The sequence below is a fragment of the Aliihoeflea sp. PC F10.4 genome (genome assembly GCF_054612275.1).
The window spans coordinates 1,865,370-1,887,253 of record NZ_JBTSWH010000001.1 but is presented as its reverse complement, the minus strand read 5'-3'; the positions used below and the strand labels follow the sequence as shown (position 1 = coordinate 1,887,253).

The following is a 21,884-nucleotide window of genomic DNA, read 5'->3' as shown; positions in this document are numbered from 1 at the left end:
GTTCGATATTGCCTCGCCGCTGAAGCGCTTTGACTACAGCACCGGAAACAGAATGTTGAGTACGAGATCGTTTCGCGGCATCAATGGTCGTGGGCGTGGATGAAGTTCGATGGCGGGGTCGTCCGTAACCGAATAATTGCTCGAACTCAGCCAATGATCGCTCAGATAGGTGTAGCTGTCGAAAACGTCCTCGGCCGGCCCACGGTGTTCGAGGCTGGCATAGCGTCCCGGTCGCGTTTCGATGATGCGCACGCCCTCCTTGCAAAACTCGCTCGCCCCGAAGTCGGTGTCAGGAATGGTCACGCAGCAATCGTACCGCAATTGATGGACTGGCGTGAAACGCGGATCGTCGTAAATCAGCCCGAGATGCAGATGCCTCGCCGAGGCGACGACCTCGTCCGGCAAAAGCGCGAGAAAACTGCGCCAGTTTTCGCGAACGGCGCCATAGTCGCCATAGAACCGCTTTCCAAGAAGCCGGATCGTCGAAACGGTACGCAGGGAAACGCGCCGACTGTTGTGTCCACGCGTTACATGCCTTGGCCAGCGAACCAGATCACGCCTGAACCGGCCCGGCGTCATGCCGAACTGTTCCGTGAATGCCCGCGTGAAAGCGGCCTGTTCGGCATAGCCGAGGCTGAAGCCGATCGCGCCGGCCGTCTCTGAGGTCCAGCGAAGACGCAAGCAGGCCGCATCCATCCTGATGCGTCGAAGGTATCCGCCGGGCGTCTCTTTCTTTTCCTGGGCAAACAAATGATGGAACCGATAGGCGGAAAGCCCGACCTCGCGCGCGACGGCTGTGAAGCTCACCTGCGTGGACATATCGCGTTCGAGAATTGCGATCGCCTGAATAATACGGATATCCAACGCGCCCGACTTTCCTTTCCAAAGGGAAGACATGAACATTGCCGCATTTTAAAAAGTAAAACCAGCATAAAAGGCAGATAGATTTGATATACCGAAATCTTATGAAGTCAGTGGCAAGCGCTGATCAACGCGCTTCGCTTTGAGAACATTATCGCCGCATTAAAGCTCGCATCCCAAAGACCGCTTTCGCCTATTGGCCATATTGACAGCCACGGCTCCAGGCATTCCTGTTGTCGAGCGTTGCTTTGTGGGTTCTGTGTGGTGATGATGAATAGAAAGCGAAGTAAAGGCGAAAAAGTATATGGAGGGTCGCTTTTTCCCCGAAGTGAGACGCATCAAGTCGGATTCGGGCCGCAAAGCACGCTTTATTCCACAAGCGAAGCAGCGTCGTGGTCATTTGCTTACGTGTCCCGGCAGACGGAGCAGCCATATCAGCAGAAATATGATGCTTGCCCACATACGATGATTGCGGTCATGCTTGGCAGTTCGGTTGGCGTTACGCTCCAAATGCGAAATTGGCGCAAACGCGAAGAATTGGCTCCCGGCGGCTTTTCCATCGTACCCGGAGGCATGTCTTTCGAAGTCGGCATCGACACTCAATCGGAAACATTGCTTCTTTATCTGAACAGATCGACGATGATTTCTTTGTCGTCCGAATTGGGTGATGGCGACACAGACGCTGTCGAACTGCTGCCGCAACTGGGAGTGGTCGATCCATTCGTCGAATATGCCGCGCGATCACTTTTCAAAGTGTCGCAAGGCTTGTCACCTGTCGAAACGCTTTACGCCGAGCAAGTCACCAACGCGCTGGCGGCATATCTGATCGTCAATCACTCGAGGCTGAATCGGTCGAACATGCGCGGCGTACGGCCGGCGCGCCTCGAAGCAGGCCTTTTGCGGCGGGTTCACGAATATATAAATGCGAATGTCGCGTCCCCCATTTTGCTCGAACAGATCGCGAAACAGGTCGGCATGTCCACCGTTCGATTTTATCGCGCGTTCAAACTTGAAACGGGGCAAACGCCCTATCAGTACGTTCTCAAGCTGCGCATCGAATATGCCAGAAGAATGATCGACGAATTGGACAAGCCGCTTGCACAAATTGCTGTTGAAAGCGGTTTTGCAAACCAGACGCACTTTACCAGGATATTTAAGAAGATTGTCGGGGTTAGCCCGGGTGTGTACCGAGGCGCGGGTGGCACATAGCTGAATTTGGAGCCGACCGGTCGCCAAGGCTTGAATGATCCCTGGCTTGCAGCCGACGGTATCCGAGAATGGGAATGATCGATGAGCGTGACGATCTACGGCATCCGAAACTGCGACACGATGAAAAAGGCGTTCGTCTGGCTCGAGGCCAATGCGGTCGAATACGTCTTTCATGACTATCGGGCGAACGGAATCGGCAAGAACGACGTGTCGCGCTGGTGCAGCGCGGCTGGCTGGGAGAAGGTTCTCAACAAGTCGAGCCGCACCTTTCGCGCGCTACCCGAGAAGGATCGCGAAAATCTCGATGAGGCGCGCGCAATAGACCTGATGGTCGCTGAGCCGACCATGATCAAGCGGCCTGTGCTCGACGTCGGCAACGCGATCGAAGTCGGATTCAAGCCGGAACGTTACGCCGAACTTTTTGACCGATGACCGTGTGATGTCTGCGGCCCTACCCAATCCCCTTCGTCTGGCGCTTGCCGGAATGTTCGCCATGGCCACGGCGATGGGGATCGGACGGTTCGTCTACACGCCCATCCTGCCGGGCATGATGGAAGCGCTCGACCAGTCGGCGTCCGAAGTGGGCTTTATCGCAGCCGCAAATTATGCCGGCTATCTCATCGGCGCGATTGTCGCTGGGGGAGGCTGGGCGCATGGCTTTGAACGACGCATCGCCCTTGCAAGCCTTCTTGCGAGCGCGGCGCTTTGTCTGGCGATGGCAGCAACGAATGAGCTCGCAGCCTTCATGGCGATTCGTTTTGCGGCCGGTGTCGCAAGTGCGTTCATCATGGTGTTCCTTTCCAGCATCGTCTTTGCAGAACTTGCCCGCGCGGGGCACGCAAAGCTGCAATGGCTGCATTTCGGCGGGGTGGGGCTCGGGATCGCGCTTTCGTCGCTCGTCGTTGCGGGTGTCGCGTCGGCCGGCTTCGGCTGGAAAGGCGAGTGGGTTGCTGCCGGGCTGGTGTCCTTCGCGGCGATAGCGATCGTCTACTGGCTCCTTGGCGATGCAGGCAGCCACATTGCCGATGCGAAAAAGGAACCGCCGCTCGTCTTTTCTCCGGCCTTGCGCAGCATCGTATGGGCCTATGGCGTCTTCGGCTTCGGATATATCGTCACGGCGACGTTCCTGATTGCGATCGTCCGCTCGAACGCGCCAGATCCGGCGCTCGAAACCGGCGTATGGCTGGTGACGGGACTGGCCGGCTTTCCTTCGGTGCTGGTCTGGAGTTGGATCGCGTCGAAATGGGGCCTGCGCCCCGCCTTCGCGGCAGCGTGCATCGTCGAGGCTCTCGGCGTGGCCGCAAGCGTCGCGATCGGCGGTGCGGCAGGCCCGCTTCTGGGAGGCGTTCTTTTAGGCGGCACGTTCATCGCCATCACGGCGCTCGGGCTTCAGGCAGGGCGTATGCTCGCCGGTCCGTCGCCACGCAAGGCGCTCGCGGTGATGACGGCGGCCTTCGGTACGGGGCAGATCGTCGGTCCTGTCGTAGCCGGTTTCATCGCCGACTGGACGGGCGGCTTCTTCTGGCCGTCGATACTTGCCGCGCTGGCGCTCGCTATTTCTGCATGGCTGGCGCTGTCGTCAAAGGCGGCTGCGCCCCGTCCCGCCGCGTGAATTTGCCACGCGGCCCTTCCATGGCGGCGAATTTCGGCTAAAAGCTGCTCCAAAGAGGGTGCGAACCGCGCCCCGTCTCAAAATTTCGGTTGGACCTCAATGTCGGACGAGAGTTTTTTTCGCGAGATCAATCAGGAGCTTCGGCAGGACCGCGCCCGTCATATATGGGACAGGTATGGCCTGACGGCGATCGGTATCGGTCTGGCGATCGTTCTGGCCGCCGGCATCTACGTTACGTGGGACTGGTGGCAGACACGTCAGGCGAACGAATCGGGTGACCGTTTCTCGCAGGCTTTGACGCTCGCCAATGAAGGCAACAGCGAAGAAGCCCTCACGCGGCTTTCCGAACTCGAGGCCGATGGGCACGGCGCCTATCCGGTTCTGGCGCGTCTTCGCGCCGCGACCGTCCAGGCGAATGCGGGCGACTTTGACGATGCGGTCGCTTCGTTCGATGCGGTTGCCGCCGACAGTTCCATTCCCCAGTCGATCCGCGATGCCGCCCGGCTTCGCTCGGGCTATCTTCTGGTCGACCACGGCTCCTATGACGACGTCGCCAGCCGTGTCGAAGCCTTGACGTCGGATGACAACTCCATGCGCCACTCGGCCCGCGAGGCGCTCGCGCTCGCGGCATGGGGTGACGGTCAGTCGGCCGAGGCATTGCGCCTGTTCGACTTGATCCTCGAGGACGAGCGGGTATCGGCCAATATGCGCCAGCGCGCACAGTTGATGTCGGAACTGATCCGGGGCACGCAGGAGCCCTCGTGAGTTTCAAGCTCGCCATCATCGGACGACCGAATGTCGGCAAGTCGACGCTGTTCAACCGGCTCGCGGGCCGCAAGCTCGCACTCGTGGACGACACGCCCGGTGTGACGCGCGACCGGCGCGTTCATGCCGCCAAGCTCTACGATCTCGAATTCGACGTCATCGACACGGCCGGGCTGGAAACGGCCGAGGCTGCGAGCCTTGCCGGACGCATGCGCCAGCAGACCGAGATCGCCATCGAGGAAGCCGATGTCGTCGTCTTCGTGGTCGATTCCAAGACCGGGCTGATGCCTGACGACCGTTCCTTCGCCGATGTCGTGCGCCGGTTCGGCAAGCCGGTGGTGCTTGCCGCAAACAAGTCGGAGGCGCGCGGCTCGCAGGCCGGGTTCCTCGAAGCGTGGGAACTGGGGCTGGGCGAGCCGATCCCGATTTCCGCCGAGCATGGCGAGGGCATGGTCGATTTGCGCGATGCCATCGTCGATGCGATCGGCGAGGAACGCGCTTTCGTCGATGAAGAAGAAGACGAATTCGTCTCCGACGCGCCGCTGATCGGTGAAGACGTCAATGATGACGACGAAGAGGCGATTCCGGCCTATGACACGACGAAGCCGTTGCGCATCGCCGTCGTCGGTCGCCCGAACGCCGGCAAGTCGACGCTCATCAATGCGCTGGTCGGCGAAGAACGGCTTTTGACCGGGCCCGAGGCTGGCATCACGCGCGATTCCATTTCGGTCGATTGGGACTGGAACGGCCGCAAGATCAAATTGTTCGACACGGCTGGTCTGCGCCGCAAGGCGCGTGTGCAGGAAAAGCTGGAGAAGCTTTCGGTCGCCGACGGCTTGCGTGCGATCCGCTTCGCCGAGGTGGTGGTCATCGTTTTCGACGCGACGATCCCGTTCGAAAAGCAGGATCTGACGATCGCGGATCTGATTATTCGCGAGGGCAGGGCACCTGTTCTCGCCTTCAATAAATGGGACCTGATCGAAAACCGGCAGGAACTTTTGAACGAACTACGCGAGAAGACGACACGCCTTTTGCCGCAGGTGCGTGGTCTTCAGGCTGTGACGATATCGGGAGAAACAGAACGCGGCCTCGACAAACTGATGGAAGCGGTCGAGCGCACGCACCGCGTCTGGAACACGCGCATTTCGACCGGCCGTCTCAACCGTTGGCTGGAAGGCGTGACCGCGCATCACCCGCCGCCCGCCGTCGCCGGACGTCGCCTGAAGATCAAATACATCACGCAGATCAAGACGCGGCCGCCCGGCTTCGTTCTGTCATGCACGCGTCCCGACGCCGTGCCGCAAAGCTACATTCGCTATCTGACGAACGAATTGCGCTCGTCCTTTGACATGCCCGGCGTGCCGATCCGCATGCTGGTGCGCGCATCGGACAACCCGTTCGCGGGCCGCGCAAAGAAGCGAAATTGACGCAGGGCCGGCTTTTCGGCCCGTCATGTTCCGATACGACACATTGATGCCGCACTCCTTCGCGAAACGCCGCGCCGATTGATTTCGCGCGGCGTTCTGTCGTCGGATTCACCCGGACGTGATCGTAAATGCCGTTGCGGCATTAACCGCTCATAAAGGTTAATCGATCATTTTTGTCCGGTCTTTGCAGCGATTTTTATGGAGCGGGACCTGTGCGGGTAGCGCGTTTGTCACGGCGTTTAAAACGGATTCTGGAAAACCGCTCCCTCGTGACGCCCGCCTTGCTTGGCCTGGGTCTCTGGGTCGCTTTTCCTACATCTGCCGCCTTTCAGGATATGACCAGCATGATCTCCGGCCTTGAGACGGGGTCGGGAAGGTGGGGTGCGGTCGTCGAGCAGGCGCAAGCCGGCTCCGTACATCAGGCCGAACTGCCTTTCGTCGATTCGACGGTGACCGGCGCGATCGCCGGTGCGGGTCTCAAACTGCCCGGCATCGGCACCGTCGCCTTGCGCTCGCAGGACGGCGAGAAGAATACGAGTCCCGATGAGGATCGCGTCAATCGCACGGGCAAGCAGGACCGGGTCATCAACGTTACCCCGGTGTCGCCGCCTCGGTTCTTCAACGCCGGATCGATTCTCGAGCGGACGAGTCTTCTTGAGGGTATCGAACCGGATCAGGCGATGTCGTTCCTGAGTCCAGAACTCGACGGCAAGGAGGTCGAGATCGCGCGCGCCTTCCACCCGACGCATCGCCAGATACCCGAAGACCAGATGCCAGCCATGCTCGCCGCACTGGTGACGAATGAAAAGGCCGACATTCTGGCGACCGCCTATGCGCCCGCCGAGCCGAACTATGCAACGTCGTCACCCTTTGCCAGCCTGCTGAAGGAAGAAGACGCGGCTGCGGGTCGGTTCATCCCGCCGATGGCGCCGGGCGACCATGCGTGGATGAACAATCCGCTGCCGGCCGGCGTATTTTCAGCCAGAGAGCAGAAATGCCTTGCCGAAGGCATCTATTTCGAAGCGCGCGGCGAGGAAGTCGCTGGGCAGGCGGCGGTCGCCCAGGTCATCTTGAACCGCGTGCGCGCACCGTCCTATCCCGATACGATCTGCGGCGTCGTCTATCAGAATCGGAGCTGGCGCAATCGCTGCCAGTTTTCTTTCGCCTGCGACGGCACAACGCCGCGTGTGCGCAGCGCCGCTCATTACAGGCTGGCGGAAGATGTGGCGATGGCCGTCACTGCAGGCAAGGTTTTCCTGCCAGAAGTCGGATCGTCGACGCATTACCACGCCACCTACGTTAATCCGCGCTGGGCGCGCGCGATGGACAGGGTCAAGAAGATCGGCCTGCATATTTTCTACCGCACGAAGGGCGGTGGCTGGAGCTGATCTGGCTGTCCGACGTGCCTGTGAGCGTGGCGATTCTGCCCGGACTGACCTGCGCGCATTGTCGCAGTTAGCTAATGCGCTGATTTTCATAATGAAAACCTGTCGGATTCAATCCCTCGGCTCGGCTTGACTGGCGCGGATGCCCTGAATATGTTGCGCGCGACTTCGAAGCGGCAGCCAGTCGGTGCCTGATGGGTCAGGAGGTTGCGATGGCCGAAGACAAAAGGCCTGACGAAACCGGCCAGACCGGTCAGGGTAAAACTGGCGGCGAAGCCGATTTCGAGCGTCGCCGTCGCGAACTCGACTCCCGTCTTTCCGCATTGCGGCCTGCGGGGAAAGTCGAGGCGGATGGTCCGAGATCCCGCGATATGGCCGGGATGGGCAAGGCCCTGCGTTTGTCGAGCGAGTTCATCGCCGGCATCGTGGTTGGCGCCGTTATCGGATGGTTCGTCGATCAGGTGGCAGGCACGAGCCCGTGGGGACTTATCGTGTTCCTGTTGCTTGGGTTCGTTGCCGGCGTCCTGAATGTGATGCGTTCGGCAGGCGTTGTTGCCGAACACCCAGTGCGGACGCCGGACGGCGACCGGAACTGATACGGAACTGATACGGAACTTGGAATTTGACACGGCGCGGTTGGCGCCGGCTTTGTTATCGAGGGGCGCCTGATGGCCGACGATCCGATCTCCCAATTTCAGATCTCCAGACTGATTCCGATCGAAATCGGGGGACTCGACTTTTCTTTCACCAATTCGTCGCTCTTCATGGTCGCTTCCGTCGTGACCGCCGGTGCGTTTCTTTATCTGACGACATCGAGCCGCGGCCTTGTGCCGGGCCGCGCCCAGTCGGTTTCGGAGATGTCATACGAGTTCATCGCCAATATGCTGCGCGATGCGACCGGCCAGCACGGCATGAAGTTCTTCCCGCTCGTCTTCTCGCTGTTCATGTTCATCCTGACGGCGAATATGTACGGCATGTTCCCGTATTTCTTCACGGTGACGAGCCACATCATCGTGACGTTCGGCCTCGCCATGCTGGTGATGACGACGCTCGTCGCCTACGGTCTGAAGACCCACGGGCTGCGCTTTTTCAAGCTGTTCGTCCCGCACGGCGTCCCCGGCGTGCTCGTGCCGCTGGTCGTCGCGATCGAGATCATTTCGTTTCTCTCGCGCCCGGTCAGCCTTTCGGTTCGTCTCTTCGCGGCAATGCTTGCCGGCCACATCACGGTGAAGGTCTTCGCAGGCTTTATCGCGACGCTGGGTTCGCTCGGCGCTGTCGGTATCGCAGCGGCCATCCTGCCGCTCTTCCTGACGGTCGCGATCACCGCGCTCGAATTCCTGATCTCGTTCATCCAGGCCTATGTCTTCGCGATCCTGACCTGCATGTATCTGAACGACGCGCTTCATCCGGAGCACTGAGTTCGACAAGTTTCACCGGCGGTCCCGCCATCCTCGAACACCAACATTCGAACAGTCCACGAAGGAGTTTTGAAATGGAAGTAGAAGCAGCAAAGGCGCTTGGCGCAGGCATCGCCTGCCTCGGCATGGCCGGTACCGCTCTCGGTCTCGGCAACATCTTCGGCAGCTACCTCTCGGGCGCGCTGCGCAACCCGTCGGCAGCCGACGGCCAGTTCGGCCGCTTGATCTTCGGCTTCGCCGTCACGGAAGCTCTGGGCATCTTCTCGCTGCTCATCGCTCTGCTCCTCCTCTTCACGTAAGATGAGGCCCGGCCGGCGGGCGCTTTCGGTGCCCGCATGGCCGGAATCTACCAAGTGCTGAGACCCGCCGGTCGCCAAGCGTGGCCGGCAACATGAGCAGGGGATGCACATGTTCGTAACGCCTGGATACGCGCAGGACGCCGTTCCCGCCGAAGGCGAATTGCAGACCGAAGTGGTGGAAGTCCACGAGGAGAGCGGTTTTCCGCCCTTCGAGACGGAGTTCTATCCCTCGCAGCTTTTGTGGCTGGCGATCAGCTTCGGCCTTTTCTATCTTTTCCTGCAAAAGGTGGTGCTGCCGAGAATCGGAAACATTCTCGAAGTACGCCGGGACCGCATTGCCCATGATCTCGATCAGGCGGCGCGGAACAAGGAAGAAGCCGACGCTGCGATTGCTGCTTATGAGCAGGAACTCGCCGATGCGCGTTCCAAGGCGCATGCGATCGCGCAGGAAGCTCAGGATTCGGCCAAGGCCGATGCCGAGGCACAGCGCAAGTCGGTGGAAGCCGAACTTGATCGCAAGCTTGTGGACGCCGAACGCCGCATCGCTGCCGTTCGCGACACGGCGATGAAGGATGTCGGCACGATCGCCGAGGAAACGGCCGGCGCGATCGTCGAGGCGTTGATCGGGCAGAAGCCGGACGACAAGGCGGTATCAGCCGCTGTCGGCCAGGTTCGATAGGAGGCACGGATGGATGCAACATTTTGGGCCACCGTAGGCCTCGTCGTCTTCCTCGCACTCGTCGTCTATCTGCGCGTTCCCGGCATGATCGGGCGCAATCTCGACCAGCGTGCCGAGCGCATCCGCAACGAACTCGAAGAAGCCCGCAAGCTGCGTGAAGAAGCGCAGCAATTGCTGGCCGAGTATCAGCGCAAGCGCAAGGAGGCCGAGCAGGAAGCCGGCGAGATCGTAGAGGCGGCCAAGCGTGAAGCGGGCCACCTCGTCGAGGAAGCCAAGCAGCGGTCGCAGGAATATGTCGCGCGCCGCACGGCGCTGGCCGAGCAGAAGATCGCGCAGGCCGAGCGCGACGCAGTCAACGCCGTTCGCTCGAACGCCGTCGACATCGCCGTCGCGGCTGCTTCCAAGCTTCTGGAGGAGCGCGCTGACGCCAAGGTGAAGACGCAGCTCTTCAAGTCTTCGCTTGATGACGTGAAGGCTCGGATGAACTGATCCGTCGCGATCTGCACAATAACGAAACCCCGCCTCGGCGGGGTTTTTTTGTTTGCGGAGATTGATCCGGTCCTCACTCGCAGTGAGCGTTCTTGAACGCTAATGCATTGTCTTTCAAAAACGGGAATCGGGTTCGGGATAAAGACGCGTGTAAAACAACAACTAAGCGCGCGGAGTGAATCTGAAAGATCGCGACGCAACAAAGCCGAAGCGTGAATTCTTGTGAGCCTTGTAACAAGTACGACAGCAGGCCGGCACAGGAATGACGGCATCAAGGTCTATGCAAACGAGAGGCGTTCGCGCTTGGCATTCGCATAACTGCATCCGTCATTCCTGATTGAAGCGGAGCATGGGCTGAAGGACGAGCACGGGAATGACGGTCTTCAAAATCGCAAACGCCGAAGACTGACGAAAAGCTTTAGTGCAGTCATTCCTATGCTCGTCACATGAATCCACGCCTCGACCTGACCATTGAATGACAACAATTAGAAAATGCGGCCTTTAGCCTACTCTGCCGCGTCCAGTCTGAAGGGCGCAAAGGACAGACGGTGAAGCCGCGTCAGTGGACCATGGGCCTCGATGGCTGTGCGATGGCGCACGGTGGCATACCCCATATGCACATCGAAGCCGTAGCTGACGTGGATTGAAGCCGTGCGTGTCATCATCCTGTCGCGCGTCACTTTCGCGATGATGGACGCGGCTGCAATGGATTGCGATCGCTGGTCGCCCTTGACGACCGCCTTGCCATCGCAGGTGAGGCCTGGAGGAATGTCGCGGCCATCGGCAAGAACCAGTCTGGGTTCGACGCAGAGCAGCTTCACCGAGTGGCACATGGCCTCGAGGCTCGCCTTGCGAATGTCGCTGCGGTCGATCGAATGCGCGGACACGGAGGCGACGGAAACCGCCAGTGCCTTTTTCAGGATATCGTCGAAAACGACTTCACGCTCGGCATGACCCATGCGCTTCGAATCGTCGAGGCCCTTGGGAATACGCTTGGGATCGAGAATGACGGCGGCGGCGACGACCGGACCTGCAAGCGGCCCGCGTCCAGCTTCGTCTGTTCCGCAGACTGGCCAAAGCCCCTCGCGCTGTGCGGCGCGCTCCATCCGGAAGTCCGGGCGCACAGGCAGGTTGAAGAGAAGCGGAGAATCGGAGCGTTGGCGAGCCATGTTGCGGCAATGCTCGCATCGCGTCCGATTCTCCGCAAGTCCTTCCCGTCCTTGGGGCGGGGCGGGAAGGGCATTCCGTCAGGCTGGATTGGGGACAGGCCGGACGAAACTGAATATTCTAGAGCAGGCTGAGCTGCTCGCCCTTGCGTGCGGGCGGATTGAAAAGATCCGTGCGCAGTTTCATGCGCTGCGTGTTGAGGCCGAGCCGTTTGGCAGCAAGCTCGAAGCGCCTGCCGATCTGCCAGGCATAAGGGCCGGACCCTCTCATGCGCTTGCCCCATTCAGCGTCGTAATCCTTCCCGTCGCGCATCGAGCGCACAAGCGACATCACATGCCGGTAGCGGTCGGGATAATGCTGCAGCAGCCAATCCTTGAAGATCGAGCTGACTTCGAGGGGCAGGCGCAAGATGACGTATCCCGCCTCGCTCGCGCCGGCAGCGGTCGCCGAATCGAGTATGCGCTCGATCTCCGCATCGTTGAGGCCGGGAATGACAGGCCCGATCATCACAGATGTCGGAATGCCGGCTTCGCTCAATGCGCGGATCGTTTCGAGCCGCCGTGGCGGCGTTGCCGCGCGCGGCTCCATCGCTCTCGCCAGCTTTCGGTCGAGCGTGGTGACGGACAGTGCCACCTTGGCCAATCCCTTCTCGGCCATGCGAGAGAGAATATCGATGTCGCGCATGACCAGCGCCGATTTCGTCACGATGCCGACGGGGTGCTCGTGTTTTTCCAGCACTTCGAGGATTTCGCGCATGATGCGCCACTGCTTCTCGATCGGCTGGTAGGGATCGGTGTTGGTGCCGATCGCGATCGTCTTCGGCTGATAGCCTTCCTTGCCAAGTTCCCGTTCGAGAAGGCGGGCGGCGTCCGGCTTGGCGAACAGTTTCGATTCGAAATCGAGACCGGCAGACAGGCCCATATAGCTGTGCGTGGGGCGCGCGAAGCAATAGACGCAGCCGTGCTCGCAGCCGCGATAGGGATTGATCGAGCGGTCGAAGGAAATGTCGGGCGATTCGTTACGCGTGATGATCGTGCGCGGCTTTTCGATCTGCACGTCCGTCTTGAACGGTGGCAATTCCTCGAAGGAACTCCAGCCATCGTCAAAAACGTCGCGTTGATGTTTTTCGTAGCGCCCGCTCGGATTGACGCCCGCACCACGGCCCCGGCGTCGATCGGGAATCACCCTGAGGCCGCTTTCCTCGACCATCGCGTTGGCCATATGCGCATCTCCGCTCATGAAAGCGGCAACGTCGGCCTGTCTGATCTGTTCCATTTCACGCTCCTGCCGCCGGTGGTGGCATGTCGATTCGTCAATGAAACTATTCCTATCTTACGAAAAAGAACAAAACAAGAACTTTATGCGGTGTTTCGTTAACTGGCGCAGTTCATGCGTTTGCGCTAATTCAAGTCATGATCTCGGTTCTGATCGAAACCAGAAACAGCGAGGCTGAACTCGCGCGAACGCTGGCGTCGCTTGTCGCCGGTGCTGTAGAAGGCGTGGTGCGCGAGGTCATCGTGTGTGATCGAGGGTCCACGGATGGGACGGCGACGGTCGCCGAGCACGCAGGGTGCGTGTTTTTAGCCGACGCAGCCGTCACGGGTGGCGTCAAGGTTGCGCGGGGGGACTGGCTGCTCGTTCTCCAGCCCGGCGCGCGCATGGCGTCCGGTTGGATCGAACCGGTGCGCGAGCATGTGTCGGTATCGCCGCTGCCGGCTTCGTTTTCCCGGTCGCCGCAAACCGCTCGTTCGCTGTGGTCGCGCCTGTTCGCCCGGCCGCCTGCGTTTTCAGAAGGGCTGCTTGTGCCGAAGCCTGCTTTCGGCAGCAAAAGGCAAAGGCCGCTGCGCCTTCGTGCCGAAATCCACGCCGCAGACTGAACCTAGACCACTGTGCCAGCGCCGCGTTTCAGGTGTTCGTCGAGACGCGGCATGATCTCCACGAAATTGCACGGCATGTGCCGGTAGTCGAACTGGTCCTTGAGAATGCCGTCCCACGCGTCCCGGCAGGCGCCGGGCGAGCCGGGCAGAACGAAAACGAAGGTCTGGTTCAAAAGGCCGGCCGTGGCGCGGCTCTGGATCGTCGAAGTGCCGATCTTGTCGGCCGAAATCTTGTGAAAGAGCGTGGAAAATCCGTCCATGCGCTTTTCGAAGATCGGTTCGAGCGCTTCGGGTGTTACGTCGCGGCCGGTAAATCCCGTCCCGCCGGTCGTGATGATCGTGTCGATCGAGGCGTCGCTGCTCCACGACTGCACCTTAGCGCGGATCGCGGCCACGTCGTCCTTGACGATTTCGCGCGCGCCCAGGGCATGGCCTGCTGCTGCGATCCGGTCGACCAGCGTCTGCCCGGATTTGTCGGTCGTCATGTCGCGCGTGTCCGAAACGGTCAGCACGGCGAAGGTGACTGGAATGAAAGGACGTTCGCTCATGTCTCGATTCATCTCCTGAATTCGCCGGACGCATGGCTGCGAGTTGCCTTGACGAACCATGAAGGCTGCCGGGCGTGCAATTGTTCCGCGGCACGGTTCGCCGAAACCATGTCCGGAAAAATCCCGAAACACGTCGCGCCGGAGCCTGACATGCGCGCAAGGCGTGCGCCGCACGCGTCGAGCGCAGCCAAAACTTCGGCGATGATGGGTGCGTAGCCTAAGGCCGGTTCCTGCAGATCGTTGCGGCAGCTCGAAAGCCAGTCGACGACGTCGTTTGGGTGTTCGAGTGGGGGCAAGGGCGTGTTGTTCGGCGAGGACAGACGCAGGAATATTTCGGGCGTTGGCACTTCGACGCCCGGATTGACGAGCACCATCGCCAGCGAGGGGAATGAAGAGACGAGCGAAATCTCCTCGCCAATACCGCGTGCGATGAGCGGCTCGGCGGCAAGGCACATCGGCACGTCCGCGCCGAGTGTTGCCCCCGTCGACGACAAACTGACATCAGAACGAGCAATCTCGGCCATCGCTGCAAGACACGCCGCCGCGTCGCTCGACCCGCCGCCGATGCCGGATGCGGGCGGCAGGTTCTTGGTCAAGGTGATCGACAATGGCTGCGTAAATGAATGCCGCTGTCGAAAAAGATCTCGGGCGCGCAGGACGAGATTGTCGCCATCGCCGGGAATCGCATCCGCGAACGGCCCCTCGATCCGGAACGAATCGGCCCGGGCCGTCTCGACAGTGAGTTCGTCGCCCAGTTCGGTGAAGACGACGAGCGAATCGATTTCGTGATAACCGTCGGAGAGCCGTCCGGTCACATGCAGTGCCAGATTGATCTTGGCAGGCGCGCGCAACCTCATTTGCGGTCGATCGATCAACCCGCCTTCGCCGGTTTCAGTCCTTGGCAACCCGGTACTCACCGCTGACTGGGTCCTTGACGAGCGTACCGATTGCGCCGGTCCGCGCCTCGGATTCGGCGCGGCGGGTGCGCGCGGTCAGCTTCTCGGCCTCACGAATGAACGCGCGGTAGCCGATCAGGGCGGCAGCGCCGACCGCCGCGAAGAAAATCAGTTGAGGCATGACGCCATGTCCCTTGGCTCGAACGTTCATGGAAACATCGAAAACGCCATTCTAGGCGTTTTCGTGATGACGTTCAAAGCCCGTATCGGTTCCAAAGCGCCCGTTCGCTCGCCGCATCCGCCAGCCCCTCGGCAGCGGAGTGTGCGATCTGTTGCGAAAGCCCGCCGACGCCAAGCTTGCGGCCGAAAAGGCCTCGCGGCATCGTGATCAGTTGCAGCTTCGTCTTTTCGCCGTAGCGCTCCTTCAGCACCTCGCGCATGTCGCCGAGTTGATCCACGAGGCCGAGTTGGAGACCCTTCTTACCGCTCCAGAAAAGCCCGGTGAAAAGATCCGGATTATCAGCAAGCTTCGACCCGCGACGCTCACGCACGAGATCGATGAAGGTCTGATGGACTTCGAGCTGAAGGGTTTTCAGCCGCTCAACATCTTCCTTTTTCTCGGGCTGGAAAGGATCGAGCAGCGATTTGTTCTGTCCCGCAGTATAAACGCGCCGTTCCACTCCGATCTTCTTGATCAGATCCTGAAAGCCGAACGATGCGGAAACGACGCCGATCGAGCCGACGATCGACGATGGATCGGCGATGATCTCGTCGCCCGCACAGGCGATCATGTAGCCGCCGGACGCCGCGACATCCTCGACGAACACGAAAACATGCTTGTTCTTTTCTTGCGCCAGGTCGCGGATGCGCTTGAATATCAGCCGCGACTGGACGGGCGAGCCGCCCGGCGAATTGACGGAGATCGCAACGGCCGGCGCATCCGCCACAGCGAATGCCTTTTCGATCAGCGCTGCTGTCGTTGCCAGTGAAAGGTTCTGCCGCATCGGGCCCGAGCCGGACATGATCGTGCCGTGAAGCCGGATAACCGGGATCGTGACGATGGATGAGCGCAATGATTTGGGAAGAAGCTTGTTGACGAGGCGTCGCACGTGGTCTGGATCTCCTGTTTCCAGAACCATGTAGGAAAGCTGCGGGATTGCGCAATGCGGCGCGATAAATGGTCAGTCGCCGAACAGGGCGGCCTGCCCGTTGATGATCGCATCGGCGCTTTCGGTAAAGCCGTTGCCGGCCACGCCGTGAAGATGGAGCGACGGCAAGATGGAGAGCGCGCCGCGACGGCCACGCCAGGCGCGAAGCACGATACGGATAGCGGCTTTGCCGGGGCGAGGGTGGATTGCGATCATTTCCGCCGAGCCGAAACGGCGGTCGATCGCGGCCAGAATGTCGGCCAGTGATGCCGGTCGCGCGATGATCGCCAAACCGCCGCCGGTCCGCACCATTGCGGCGGCCGTGCGAACCCAGTCCGCAAACATCGTGTCGTTCATCACATGGGCGGCCATACGAAGCACGTCGGGCGAGGCGCGGTCGCAAGCTTCGTTGAATGGTGGGTTCGAAATCGCAAAATCGCACGAATTGTCTGCAAGACCCGCCTTTTGCCTCGCTTCCCCGCGCAAGGTCACGTCGGCGACGATCATTTCGGCCCGCTCAGCTAGCGCCGCGTTTTCGGCAATCGCAAGCGTGCGATTTGCAAATCCGGCCATCTCCGGTTCGCGCTCCACGAGCAACACGGATGACTCAACGCACCGGGACAGGACGGCGAGGCCAGCGCCGCCGGCACCTGCGCCGAGATCGCAAACGCGTCCCGCAAAGCCCGACGGCACGGCGGCCGCGAGGATCATCGCGTCGAGGCCGGCGCGGTGCCCGCGTCCGGCGGGTTGCACGAGATGGAAGCGGCCGCGATGGAACGCGTCGACCGTATGGTCCACGGAAGGCTCCGTGTCGGTCATCGCTTCAGTTCGTCATCGACGCCGGCATCCGTCATGATGCGTCGGGCCTGCGCGAAGTCATCTTCGGAGACCATGACCCGGCGCGGCAAAATGCCGATCGAGCCTTCCAGAATGCTCATATTCTGGTCTGCGACGAAGAAATCGATGTCAGCGTCGCGCAGCAACGTCTCCACGAAGGAGATGAGCACGATATCGTTTGTGCGTATGAGTTCCTGCATATAGGCCTTCCGCGTGTTTGGTCCTATGTAACGGGCCGTGGGGCCGGGCGAAAGTCCGCGCCATGAAAAGCAAGGCGTTGTGCCAATTCGCCTCTTGCCCGGGGCAGGCCCTCGCCATAATGTCCGCGCCGATGCGGCAAGGCCGCCAATGGAGATCCTGTTGAGCGTTGTAGTGAAAATCGACAGCCCGCGCGAGAACACGGCATCGATCGATGCGCTGATCGAGATCACGCGCGCCGACATGGCCAAGGTCAACGATCTGATCCTGTCCAAGGCGGGGTCTAACGTCGAGATGATTCCGGAAATCGCCAATCATCTGATCTCGTCGGGTGGCAAGCGTCTGCGCCCGATGATGACGCTCGCGGCTGCGCAGATGTTCGGCTACGGCGGCGACGGACACGTCAAACTCGCCATGGCGGTCGAGTTCATGCACACGGCTACGCTTCTGCATGACGATGTCGTGGATGAAAGCGCATTGCGCCGGGGCAAGAGCACGGCACGCATGATCTGGGGCAATCAGGCCAGCGTCCTTGTCGGCGATTATCTGCTCGGTCAGGCGTTCCGCGTCATGGTCGATGTCGGCTCGCTCGAAGCGCTCGACGTCCTGTCGTCGGCCGCCTCGGTCATCGCCGAGGGCGAGGTCATGCAACTCGGTGTCGCCAAGAACCTGGAGACGACCGAAGACGACTATCTCGCCGTCATCAAAGCCAAGACCGCCGCACTGTTTTCGGCTGCCGCAGAAGTCGGGCCGATCATCGCCGAGGCGTCGAAGGCCGAGCGCGCCGCTCTGCGCTCCTATGGCACGAATCTCGGGCTTGCCTTCCAACTCGTCGACGACGCGCTCGATTATGGCGGCAACGCCAGCGATCTGGGCAAGAATGTTGGTGACGATTTCCGCGAAGGAAAGGTGACGCTGCCTGTCATCTTGAGTTTCCGGCGCGGCACGCCCGATGAGCGCGCTTTCTGGAAGCGGGCCATCGAGGAAGCTCAGAGCGACGACGCCGCGCTTGAAAAGGCACGTGGGCTGATGGTCAAGCACGGTGCGATAAACGACACGATCGCGCGTGCGCGCCATTTCGGCGACATCGCGCGCGACGCGCTTGCTCCCCTTCCGGAAAGCGCGTGCAAGCATGCGCTCGTCGATGTCATTGATTTTTGCATCAGCCGCGTTTCCTGACCGAGTTGAGCGGAACGTGAAGAGAGCCGGGTTCATCCGCGATTGAAGCGCGTCCCCAAAAAGGCCATGCTTGCATGAACGCCTGACGTCGGACCCTGTACCCGGACGATACTGCCGAACCAGCGGTGATCGATTTCGGGAAAGGGGACGCTCTGTCAGTATGAAGGGCCGGGCAGCGATTCGTATGGTCGCGTTCCGGACTGGACGCCAATCGATCAGGAAGGGAAGCGATGCCGCGTTCCACCGACAAATTCTTCGCCGCCGTCGCTCTCGCGCTCGGGCTGGCGGTATCCGGCCCGGCTTCGGCTCAGTCCGAGGCCGAGACGCCGGAGCGGATCAGCGTCAACTCTTTTTCCGGTGCATATCTCGCTGCGCGCGCCGCCGAGGTCGACAACGATGTCGACCGAGCGGTGGCCTATTATCAGCGCGCGCTCGCCTTCAGCCCCACCGACGAGGCGATCCAGCAAAGCCTGATGGTGCTTTTGATCTCGCGTGGCGATTTCGACGAAGCGCTTCCGCTTGCCGAAGATCTGCGCGACGCGCCCGATATCGAGCGCTTTTCGAAGCTGGCGCTGGCCATCGATGCGATTCGCTCCGGCGAGGATGATGAAGCGCTGGAGTTGCTGGCCTTCGAAAACCAGTCTGACCTCGACCGGTTGATAACCTCCGTCATCAGTGCGTGGATCGAGGCGGATCAAGGCGATCCGGAGGCCGCGCTCGCCCGGCTCGACGCGGTCGATGGTCCGCCTTGGTATGGGCTTTTCATCAACTATCATCGCGGATTGATCGCTGCGTCGGCGGATATGGACGACCAGGCCGAGCGCTTTTTCTCCAGCGCCACAGCCAATCTGGAAGCAGGTAGCGGTGCGCCTGAAGTTTTCCTGCGCGCCCACGAAGCCTATGCGCGCTTCCGCGCCGCCAATGGCGACGATGATACCGCGCTCGATATTCTGGCCAAGGCCGATGAACTGGCCTCCGACCGCGTGACGGTTCTGGCTCTGCGTGAAGAGATCGAAGCGGGTGAGACCGTCGAGCCGATGGTCGATGACGCGAGCGCCGGTGCGTCGGAAATCCTGCTCAATCTGTCCACCGCGCTCAATCGTGGCGGCGGCGAGCCGTTCGTCCGGCTTTACCTGCAATATGCTCTGGCGCTGGAACCCGATAGCGATGCCGTTTTGTTGCAGCTTGGCGGCATCGCTGAAATGCAGCGCAACGCCGAAGAAGCTATCGCCATCTACGGCCGCATTCCGGAAAACTCGCCGCTTCGTCGCATCTCTGAACTTCAGGTCGGTCTCAATCTTGCCGACCTCGACCGACATGACGAAGCGGTTGAACATCTCGAGCCGCTTCTGGATGCCGCTCCCGACGATCGGCGCGCCTACCTCGCGCTTGGCGGCGTCTACGCCTCGCAGCAGAAATTTGCCGAGGCCGCCGAAGTCTATGAGCGTGCGATCGCGCGCATCGATACGCCGGAACCGGCGGACTGGAACCTCTATTATCAGCGCGGCATTGCCTATGAGCGCACGAAGCAATGGGATAGGGCCGAGCCGAATTTTCATCAGGCGCTCGAACTTTTCCCCGATCATCCTCAGGTTCTGAACTATCTCGGCTATTCGTGGGTCGATATGGGCATCAATCTGGATGAAGGGCTCGCACTCATCGAGCGCGCAGTCGAGTTGCGCCCGAGCGACGGCTACATCGTGGATTCGCTGGGTTGGGCCTATTATCGTCTGGAACGCTATGAGGAGGCTGTCACAGAACTGGAACGCGCCGTCAATCTGATGCCGTCCGATCCGATCCTCAACGATCATCTGGGCGACGCATATTGGCAGGTCGGGCGTCGTCTGGAAGCCAATTTCCAGTGGAATCACGCACGCGACCTCGAGCCGGAGGACGATCTCCTCGAAGATATTCAGCGCAAGCTGCGTGAGGGGTTAGTCGAGGCGAGCGCCGAACCGGAGGTCGCCGAGCAGGACGTTGCCAGCCTCGATTCATCGCCCGAAACCGCGCCGGCAGAACCTGCCGAACAGGCGGTCGAGACGGCAAGTGCCGCAAATCCGGAACCGGTGCAGGATGTTCATTCGGTCTCGCCCGGCCAGTCCTTGTGGGACATCGCGCGTGACCGCCTCGGCGACGGCAACCGCTTCCGCGAGATTCTCGATCTCAATCCCGATCTGCGCGGAAACCCGAACCTGCTGCGCCCCGGTCAAACGCTCGTCATGCCGCAAAACTAGCACCGCGCGGCGTCACCCGTTCCGTTTCGCCGTTCGATGCTGTAGGAGGGCGCGAACGTGGAACCAGAGACGAGCCTATGACCGCCCCTCACATGCACCCGACGCGCTCCTTTCAGGGGCTGATCCTCGCGCTTCACAATTACTGGGCCGAATATGGCTGCGTCGTTCTCCAGCCCTACGACATGGAAGTCGGCGCAGGGACGTTCCATCCCGCGACGACCCTGCGCTCGCTTGGGCCGAAGCCATGGAACGCGGCCTATGTGCAGCCCTCGCGCCGTCCGAAGGACGGACGCTACGGCGAGAACCCGAACCGTCTCCAGCACTACTACCAGTATCAGGTGATCCTGAAGCCGAACCCGTCGAACCTTCAGGAGCTTTATCTCGGCTCGCTCGCCGCGATCGGCCTCGACATGTCCGTCCACGATGTGCGCTTCGTCGAGGACGATTGGGAAAGCCCGACGCTCGGCGCGTGGGGGCTTGGCTGGGAGTGCTGGTGCGACGGCATGGAAGTCTCGCAGTTCACCTATTTCCAGCAGGTCTGCGGCATCGAATGCTCGCCGGTTTCGGGCGAATTGACCTATGGTTTGGAACGTCTGGCGATGTATGTTCAGGGCGTCGACAACGTCTACGACCTGAACTTCAACGGCCGTGAGGGTGACGAGAAAGTCACCTATGGCGACGTCTTCCTGCAGGCTGAGCAGGAATATTCGCGCTACAATTTCGAGTTCGCGAACACCGCCGTCCTGTTTCGTCATTTCGAGGAAGCCGAAGCCGAGTGCAAGGCGCTGCTTGCCGCCGGAGATGCGGGAGAGGGCGCGCTGCATCGCTGCGTCCTGCCTGCCTACGACCAGACGATCAAGGCGAGCCACGTCTTCAATCTTCTGGATGCGCGCGGCGTGATTTCCGTCACCGAGCGTCAAAGCTACATCCTGCGCGTACGCAATCTCGCCAAGGCGTGCGGCGAAGCGTTCCTACGGACGGATGCGGGCGGCGCAAACATGAAGGCTGCCTGAAGGCTTTTCACCGATGAGCGGTCGCGTTAGCTTGCGACCGTCTCAAGGGGAACGTGCATCATGGATTTCGGAATCGGTACTGTCCTTCTCGTCCTTCTCATCCTTCTGGTGCTGGTCGCGTTTTACGCGATCGCGATCTACAACGCCCTCGTGCGGTTGCGGCAGATGGTGCGCGAGGCGTGGTCGGGTATCGACGTTCAGTTGAAGCGCCGCGCGGATCTGATCCCGAACCTGATCGAAACGGTAAAAGGCTATGCGACGCATGAGCGGGGCACGCTGGAGGAAGTGACGGAACTGCGCACTCGCGCGCAGGCGCTGCCGTCCGATGATGTCGCGGGACGCGCTCAGGTCGAAGGCATGCTGTCGCAGGCGCTGGGCCGCCTCTTCGCCGTCGCCGAGGCCTATCCCGATCTGAAGGCGAATCAGAATTTCGCACAGTTACAGACAACGCTGGAGACCATCGAAGGCGAAATCCAGATGTCGCGCCGCTACTATAACGGCTCGGCGCGCGACCTGAACATCAAGGTCGAGAGCTTCCCGTCCAATCTGGTCGCCGGCATGTTCGGCTTCTCCAAGGCCGATTATTTCGAGATTGACGACCCGGCCGATCGCGCCGTGCCACAAGTCTCGTTCTCGTGATCCG

25 protein-coding genes are annotated in these 21,884 nt (G+C 60.8%); 16 read left to right on the top strand and 9 right to left on the bottom strand.

The genetic code is table 11. The annotated features are described in order from the left end of the window. Positions 1–33: 33 nt before the first annotated feature. Positions 34–864: an AraC family transcriptional regulator gene (locus ACX82Z_RS09510; RefSeq protein ID WP_459588220.1), complete on the bottom strand. Its 831-nt coding sequence runs from the start codon at positions 862–864 to the stop codon at positions 34–36. 264 nt (positions 865–1,128) lie between these two features. Here ACX82Z_RS09510 and ACX82Z_RS09505 point away from each other — a divergent pair, with 264 nt between their 5' ends. The 11 genes from ACX82Z_RS09505 to ACX82Z_RS09455 all read left to right on the top strand — a co-directional run bounded on the left by ACX82Z_RS09505 (position 1,129) and on the right by ACX82Z_RS09455 (position 10,144). Continuing rightward, positions 1,129–2,070, top strand: coding sequence for a helix-turn-helix domain-containing protein (locus tag ACX82Z_RS09505; protein WP_459588219.1), 942 nt, complete (start codon positions 1,129–1,131; stop codon positions 2,068–2,070). A gap of 81 nt (positions 2,071–2,151) precedes the next feature. Continuing rightward, positions 2,152–2,502, top strand: coding sequence for an arsenate reductase (locus ACX82Z_RS09500; RefSeq protein WP_459588218.1), 351 nt, complete (start codon positions 2,152–2,154; stop codon positions 2,500–2,502). A gap of 7 nt (positions 2,503–2,509) precedes the next feature. Further along, positions 2,510–3,682, top strand: coding sequence for a YbfB/YjiJ family MFS transporter (locus ACX82Z_RS09495; RefSeq protein ID WP_459588217.1), 1,173 nt, complete (start codon positions 2,510–2,512; stop codon positions 3,680–3,682). A gap of 99 nt (positions 3,683–3,781) precedes the next feature. Continuing rightward, positions 3,782–4,447, top strand: a complete 666-nt coding sequence (locus tag ACX82Z_RS09490; RefSeq protein ID WP_459588216.1) for a tetratricopeptide repeat protein — start codon at positions 3,782–3,784, stop codon at positions 4,445–4,447. Then, positions 4,444–5,874: a ribosome biogenesis GTPase Der gene (der, locus tag ACX82Z_RS09485; RefSeq protein WP_459588214.1), complete on the top strand. Its 1,431-nt coding sequence runs from the start codon at positions 4,444–4,446 to the stop codon at positions 5,872–5,874. The genes ACX82Z_RS09490 and der overlap by 4 nt, the downstream gene beginning before the upstream one ends. Positions 5,875–6,101: 227 nt before the next feature. Beyond that, on the top strand, positions 6,102–7,262 hold the full coding sequence (locus ACX82Z_RS09480; protein WP_459588212.1) for a cell wall hydrolase: 1,161 nt from the start codon (positions 6,102–6,104) through the stop codon (positions 7,260–7,262). Between the two features lie 191 nt (positions 7,263–7,453). Next, positions 7,454–7,855: an AtpZ/AtpI family protein gene (locus ACX82Z_RS09475; RefSeq protein WP_459588210.1), complete on the top strand. Its 402-nt coding sequence runs from the start codon at positions 7,454–7,456 to the stop codon at positions 7,853–7,855. Positions 7,856–7,927: 72 nt separating this feature from the next. Next, a complete protein-coding gene (locus tag ACX82Z_RS09470; protein WP_459588207.1) occupies positions 7,928–8,677 on the top strand; it encodes a F0F1 ATP synthase subunit A in 750 nt (249 codons plus the stop codon). Between the two features lie 74 nt (positions 8,678–8,751). Beyond that, a complete protein-coding gene (locus ACX82Z_RS09465) occupies positions 8,752–8,976 on the top strand; it encodes a F0F1 ATP synthase subunit C (RefSeq protein WP_459588205.1) in 225 nt (74 codons plus the stop codon). A 109-nt stretch (positions 8,977–9,085) separates the two neighbouring features. After that, a complete protein-coding gene (locus tag ACX82Z_RS09460) occupies positions 9,086–9,655 on the top strand; it encodes a F0F1 ATP synthase subunit B (RefSeq protein ID WP_459588204.1) in 570 nt (189 codons plus the stop codon). Between the two features lie 9 nt (positions 9,656–9,664). Continuing rightward, on the top strand, positions 9,665–10,144 hold the full coding sequence (locus ACX82Z_RS09455) for a F0F1 ATP synthase subunit B (protein ID WP_459588202.1): 480 nt from the start codon (positions 9,665–9,667) through the stop codon (positions 10,142–10,144). Positions 10,145–10,650: 506 nt separating this feature from the next. Here the strand turns inward: ACX82Z_RS09455 and ACX82Z_RS09450 are convergent. Beyond that, the gene (locus ACX82Z_RS09450; protein WP_459588201.1) at positions 10,651–11,313 is read right to left on the bottom strand and encodes a ribonuclease HII; all 663 of its coding nucleotides are present in this window, start codon (positions 11,311–11,313) and stop codon (positions 10,651–10,653) included. A 118-nt stretch (positions 11,314–11,431) separates the two neighbouring features. Then, positions 11,432–12,586: a PA0069 family radical SAM protein gene (locus ACX82Z_RS09445; protein WP_459588199.1), complete on the bottom strand. Its 1,155-nt coding sequence runs from the start codon at positions 12,584–12,586 to the stop codon at positions 11,432–11,434. Positions 12,587–12,723: 137 nt separating this feature from the next. Here ACX82Z_RS09445 and ACX82Z_RS09440 point away from each other — a divergent pair, with 137 nt between their 5' ends. Beyond that, a complete protein-coding gene (locus tag ACX82Z_RS09440) occupies positions 12,724–13,188 on the top strand; it encodes a glycosyltransferase (protein ID WP_459588198.1) in 465 nt (154 codons plus the stop codon). 2 nt (positions 13,189–13,190) lie between these two features. On the opposite strand, the gene moaB is transcribed toward ACX82Z_RS09440, so the two are convergent. The 6 genes from moaB to ACX82Z_RS09410 form a co-directional block, all read right to left on the bottom strand. Then, a complete protein-coding gene (gene moaB, locus ACX82Z_RS09435; protein WP_459588195.1) occupies positions 13,191–13,736 on the bottom strand; it encodes a molybdenum cofactor biosynthesis protein B in 546 nt (181 codons plus the stop codon). 8 nt (positions 13,737–13,744) lie between these two features. Further along, on the bottom strand, positions 13,745–14,593 hold the full coding sequence (locus ACX82Z_RS09430) for a 4-(cytidine 5'-diphospho)-2-C-methyl-D-erythritol kinase (protein ID WP_459588193.1): 849 nt from the start codon (positions 14,591–14,593) through the stop codon (positions 13,745–13,747). Positions 14,594–14,627: 34 nt separating this feature from the next. Next, positions 14,628–14,813 (bottom strand): NfeD family protein, encoded by a 186-nt coding sequence (locus ACX82Z_RS09425; RefSeq protein WP_459588191.1) that lies wholly within the window; start codon positions 14,811–14,813, stop codon positions 14,628–14,630. A gap of 73 nt (positions 14,814–14,886) precedes the next feature. Further along, entirely contained in the window at positions 14,887–15,741 is an 855-nt protein-coding gene (locus ACX82Z_RS09420; protein WP_459588190.1) for a S49 family peptidase, read from the bottom strand. A gap of 72 nt (positions 15,742–15,813) precedes the next feature. Further along, the gene (locus ACX82Z_RS09415) at positions 15,814–16,599 is read right to left on the bottom strand and encodes a tRNA1(Val) (adenine(37)-N6)-methyltransferase (RefSeq protein WP_459588188.1); all 786 of its coding nucleotides are present in this window, start codon (positions 16,597–16,599) and stop codon (positions 15,814–15,816) included. Next, positions 16,596–16,817: a putative signal transducing protein gene (locus tag ACX82Z_RS09410; protein ID WP_459588186.1), complete on the bottom strand. Its 222-nt coding sequence runs from the start codon at positions 16,815–16,817 to the stop codon at positions 16,596–16,598. Before ACX82Z_RS09410 ends, ACX82Z_RS09415 begins: the two co-directional genes overlap by 4 nt. 148 nt (positions 16,818–16,965) lie before the next feature. On the opposite strand from ACX82Z_RS09410, the gene ACX82Z_RS09405 reads away from it, so the two are divergent. From ACX82Z_RS09405 to ACX82Z_RS09390, 4 genes are all read left to right on the top strand, one after another. Then, positions 16,966–17,994, top strand: coding sequence for a polyprenyl synthetase family protein (locus ACX82Z_RS09405; RefSeq protein WP_459588185.1), 1,029 nt, complete (start codon positions 16,966–16,968; stop codon positions 17,992–17,994). Between the two features lie 230 nt (positions 17,995–18,224). Next, entirely contained in the window at positions 18,225–20,228 is a 2,004-nt protein-coding gene (locus tag ACX82Z_RS09400; protein ID WP_459588184.1) for a tetratricopeptide repeat protein, read from the top strand. Between the two features lie 92 nt (positions 20,229–20,320). Further along, positions 20,321–21,241, top strand: a complete 921-nt coding sequence (locus ACX82Z_RS09395) for a glycine--tRNA ligase subunit alpha (protein WP_459911688.1) — start codon at positions 20,321–20,323, stop codon at positions 21,239–21,241. Positions 21,242–21,301: 60 nt separating this feature from the next. Continuing rightward, positions 21,302–21,880 carry a LemA family protein gene (locus ACX82Z_RS09390; protein ID WP_459588182.1) on the top strand — a complete coding sequence of 193 codons (579 nt, stop codon included), beginning with the start codon at positions 21,302–21,304 and terminating at the stop codon, positions 21,878–21,880. Positions 21,881–21,884: the final 4 nt, after the last annotated feature.

Excerpts from the sequence above, each read along its gene's own strand:
- ACX82Z_RS09465 (WP_459588205.1), top strand. The coding sequence starts at position 8,752 with ATGGAAGTAGAAGCAGCAAAGGCGCTTGGCGCAGGCATCGCCTGCCTC.
- ACX82Z_RS09430 (WP_459588193.1), bottom strand. The coding sequence starts at position 14,593 with ATGAGGTTGCGCGCGCCTGCCAAGATCAATCTGGCACTGCATGTGACC.
- ACX82Z_RS09395 (WP_459911688.1), top strand. The coding sequence starts at position 20,321 with ATGCACCCGACGCGCTCCTTTCAGGGGCTGATCCTCGCGCTTCACAAT.
- ACX82Z_RS09405 (WP_459588185.1), top strand. The coding sequence starts at position 16,966 with ATGGAGATCCTGTTGAGCGTTGTAGTGAAAATCGACAGCCCGCGCGAG.
- ACX82Z_RS09470 (WP_459588207.1), top strand. The coding sequence starts at position 7,928 with ATGGCCGACGATCCGATCTCCCAATTTCAGATCTCCAGACTGATTCCG.
- ACX82Z_RS09460 (WP_459588204.1), top strand. The coding sequence starts at position 9,086 with ATGTTCGTAACGCCTGGATACGCGCAGGACGCCGTTCCCGCCGAAGGC.
- ACX82Z_RS09450 (WP_459588201.1), bottom strand. The coding sequence starts at position 11,313 with ATGGCTCGCCAACGCTCCGATTCTCCGCTTCTCTTCAACCTGCCTGTG.
- moaB (WP_459588195.1), bottom strand. The coding sequence starts at position 13,736 with ATGAGCGAACGTCCTTTCATTCCAGTCACCTTCGCCGTGCTGACCGTT.
- ACX82Z_RS09390 (WP_459588182.1), top strand. The coding sequence starts at position 21,302 with ATGGATTTCGGAATCGGTACTGTCCTTCTCGTCCTTCTCATCCTTCTG.
- ACX82Z_RS09410 (WP_459588186.1), bottom strand. The coding sequence starts at position 16,817 with ATGCAGGAACTCATACGCACAAACGATATCGTGCTCATCTCCTTCGTG.
- ACX82Z_RS09455 (WP_459588202.1), top strand. The coding sequence starts at position 9,665 with ATGGATGCAACATTTTGGGCCACCGTAGGCCTCGTCGTCTTCCTCGCA.
- ACX82Z_RS09415 (WP_459588188.1), bottom strand. The coding sequence starts at position 16,599 with ATGACCGACACGGAGCCTTCCGTGGACCATACGGTCGACGCGTTCCAT.
- ACX82Z_RS09475 (WP_459588210.1), top strand. The coding sequence starts at position 7,454 with ATGGGTCAGGAGGTTGCGATGGCCGAAGACAAAAGGCCTGACGAAACC.
- ACX82Z_RS09445 (WP_459588199.1), bottom strand. The coding sequence starts at position 12,586 with ATGGAACAGATCAGACAGGCCGACGTTGCCGCTTTCATGAGCGGAGAT.
- ACX82Z_RS09490 (WP_459588216.1), top strand. The coding sequence starts at position 3,782 with ATGTCGGACGAGAGTTTTTTTCGCGAGATCAATCAGGAGCTTCGGCAG.
- ACX82Z_RS09425 (WP_459588191.1), bottom strand. The coding sequence starts at position 14,813 with ATGCCTCAACTGATTTTCTTCGCGGCGGTCGGCGCTGCCGCCCTGATC.
- ACX82Z_RS09500 (WP_459588218.1), top strand. The coding sequence starts at position 2,152 with ATGAGCGTGACGATCTACGGCATCCGAAACTGCGACACGATGAAAAAG.
- ACX82Z_RS09505 (WP_459588219.1), top strand. The coding sequence starts at position 1,129 with ATGATGAATAGAAAGCGAAGTAAAGGCGAAAAAGTATATGGAGGGTCG.
- ACX82Z_RS09440 (WP_459588198.1), top strand. The coding sequence starts at position 12,724 with ATGATCTCGGTTCTGATCGAAACCAGAAACAGCGAGGCTGAACTCGCG.
- ACX82Z_RS09495 (WP_459588217.1), top strand. The coding sequence starts at position 2,510 with ATGTCTGCGGCCCTACCCAATCCCCTTCGTCTGGCGCTTGCCGGAATG.
- ACX82Z_RS09400 (WP_459588184.1), top strand. The coding sequence starts at position 18,225 with ATGCCGCGTTCCACCGACAAATTCTTCGCCGCCGTCGCTCTCGCGCTC.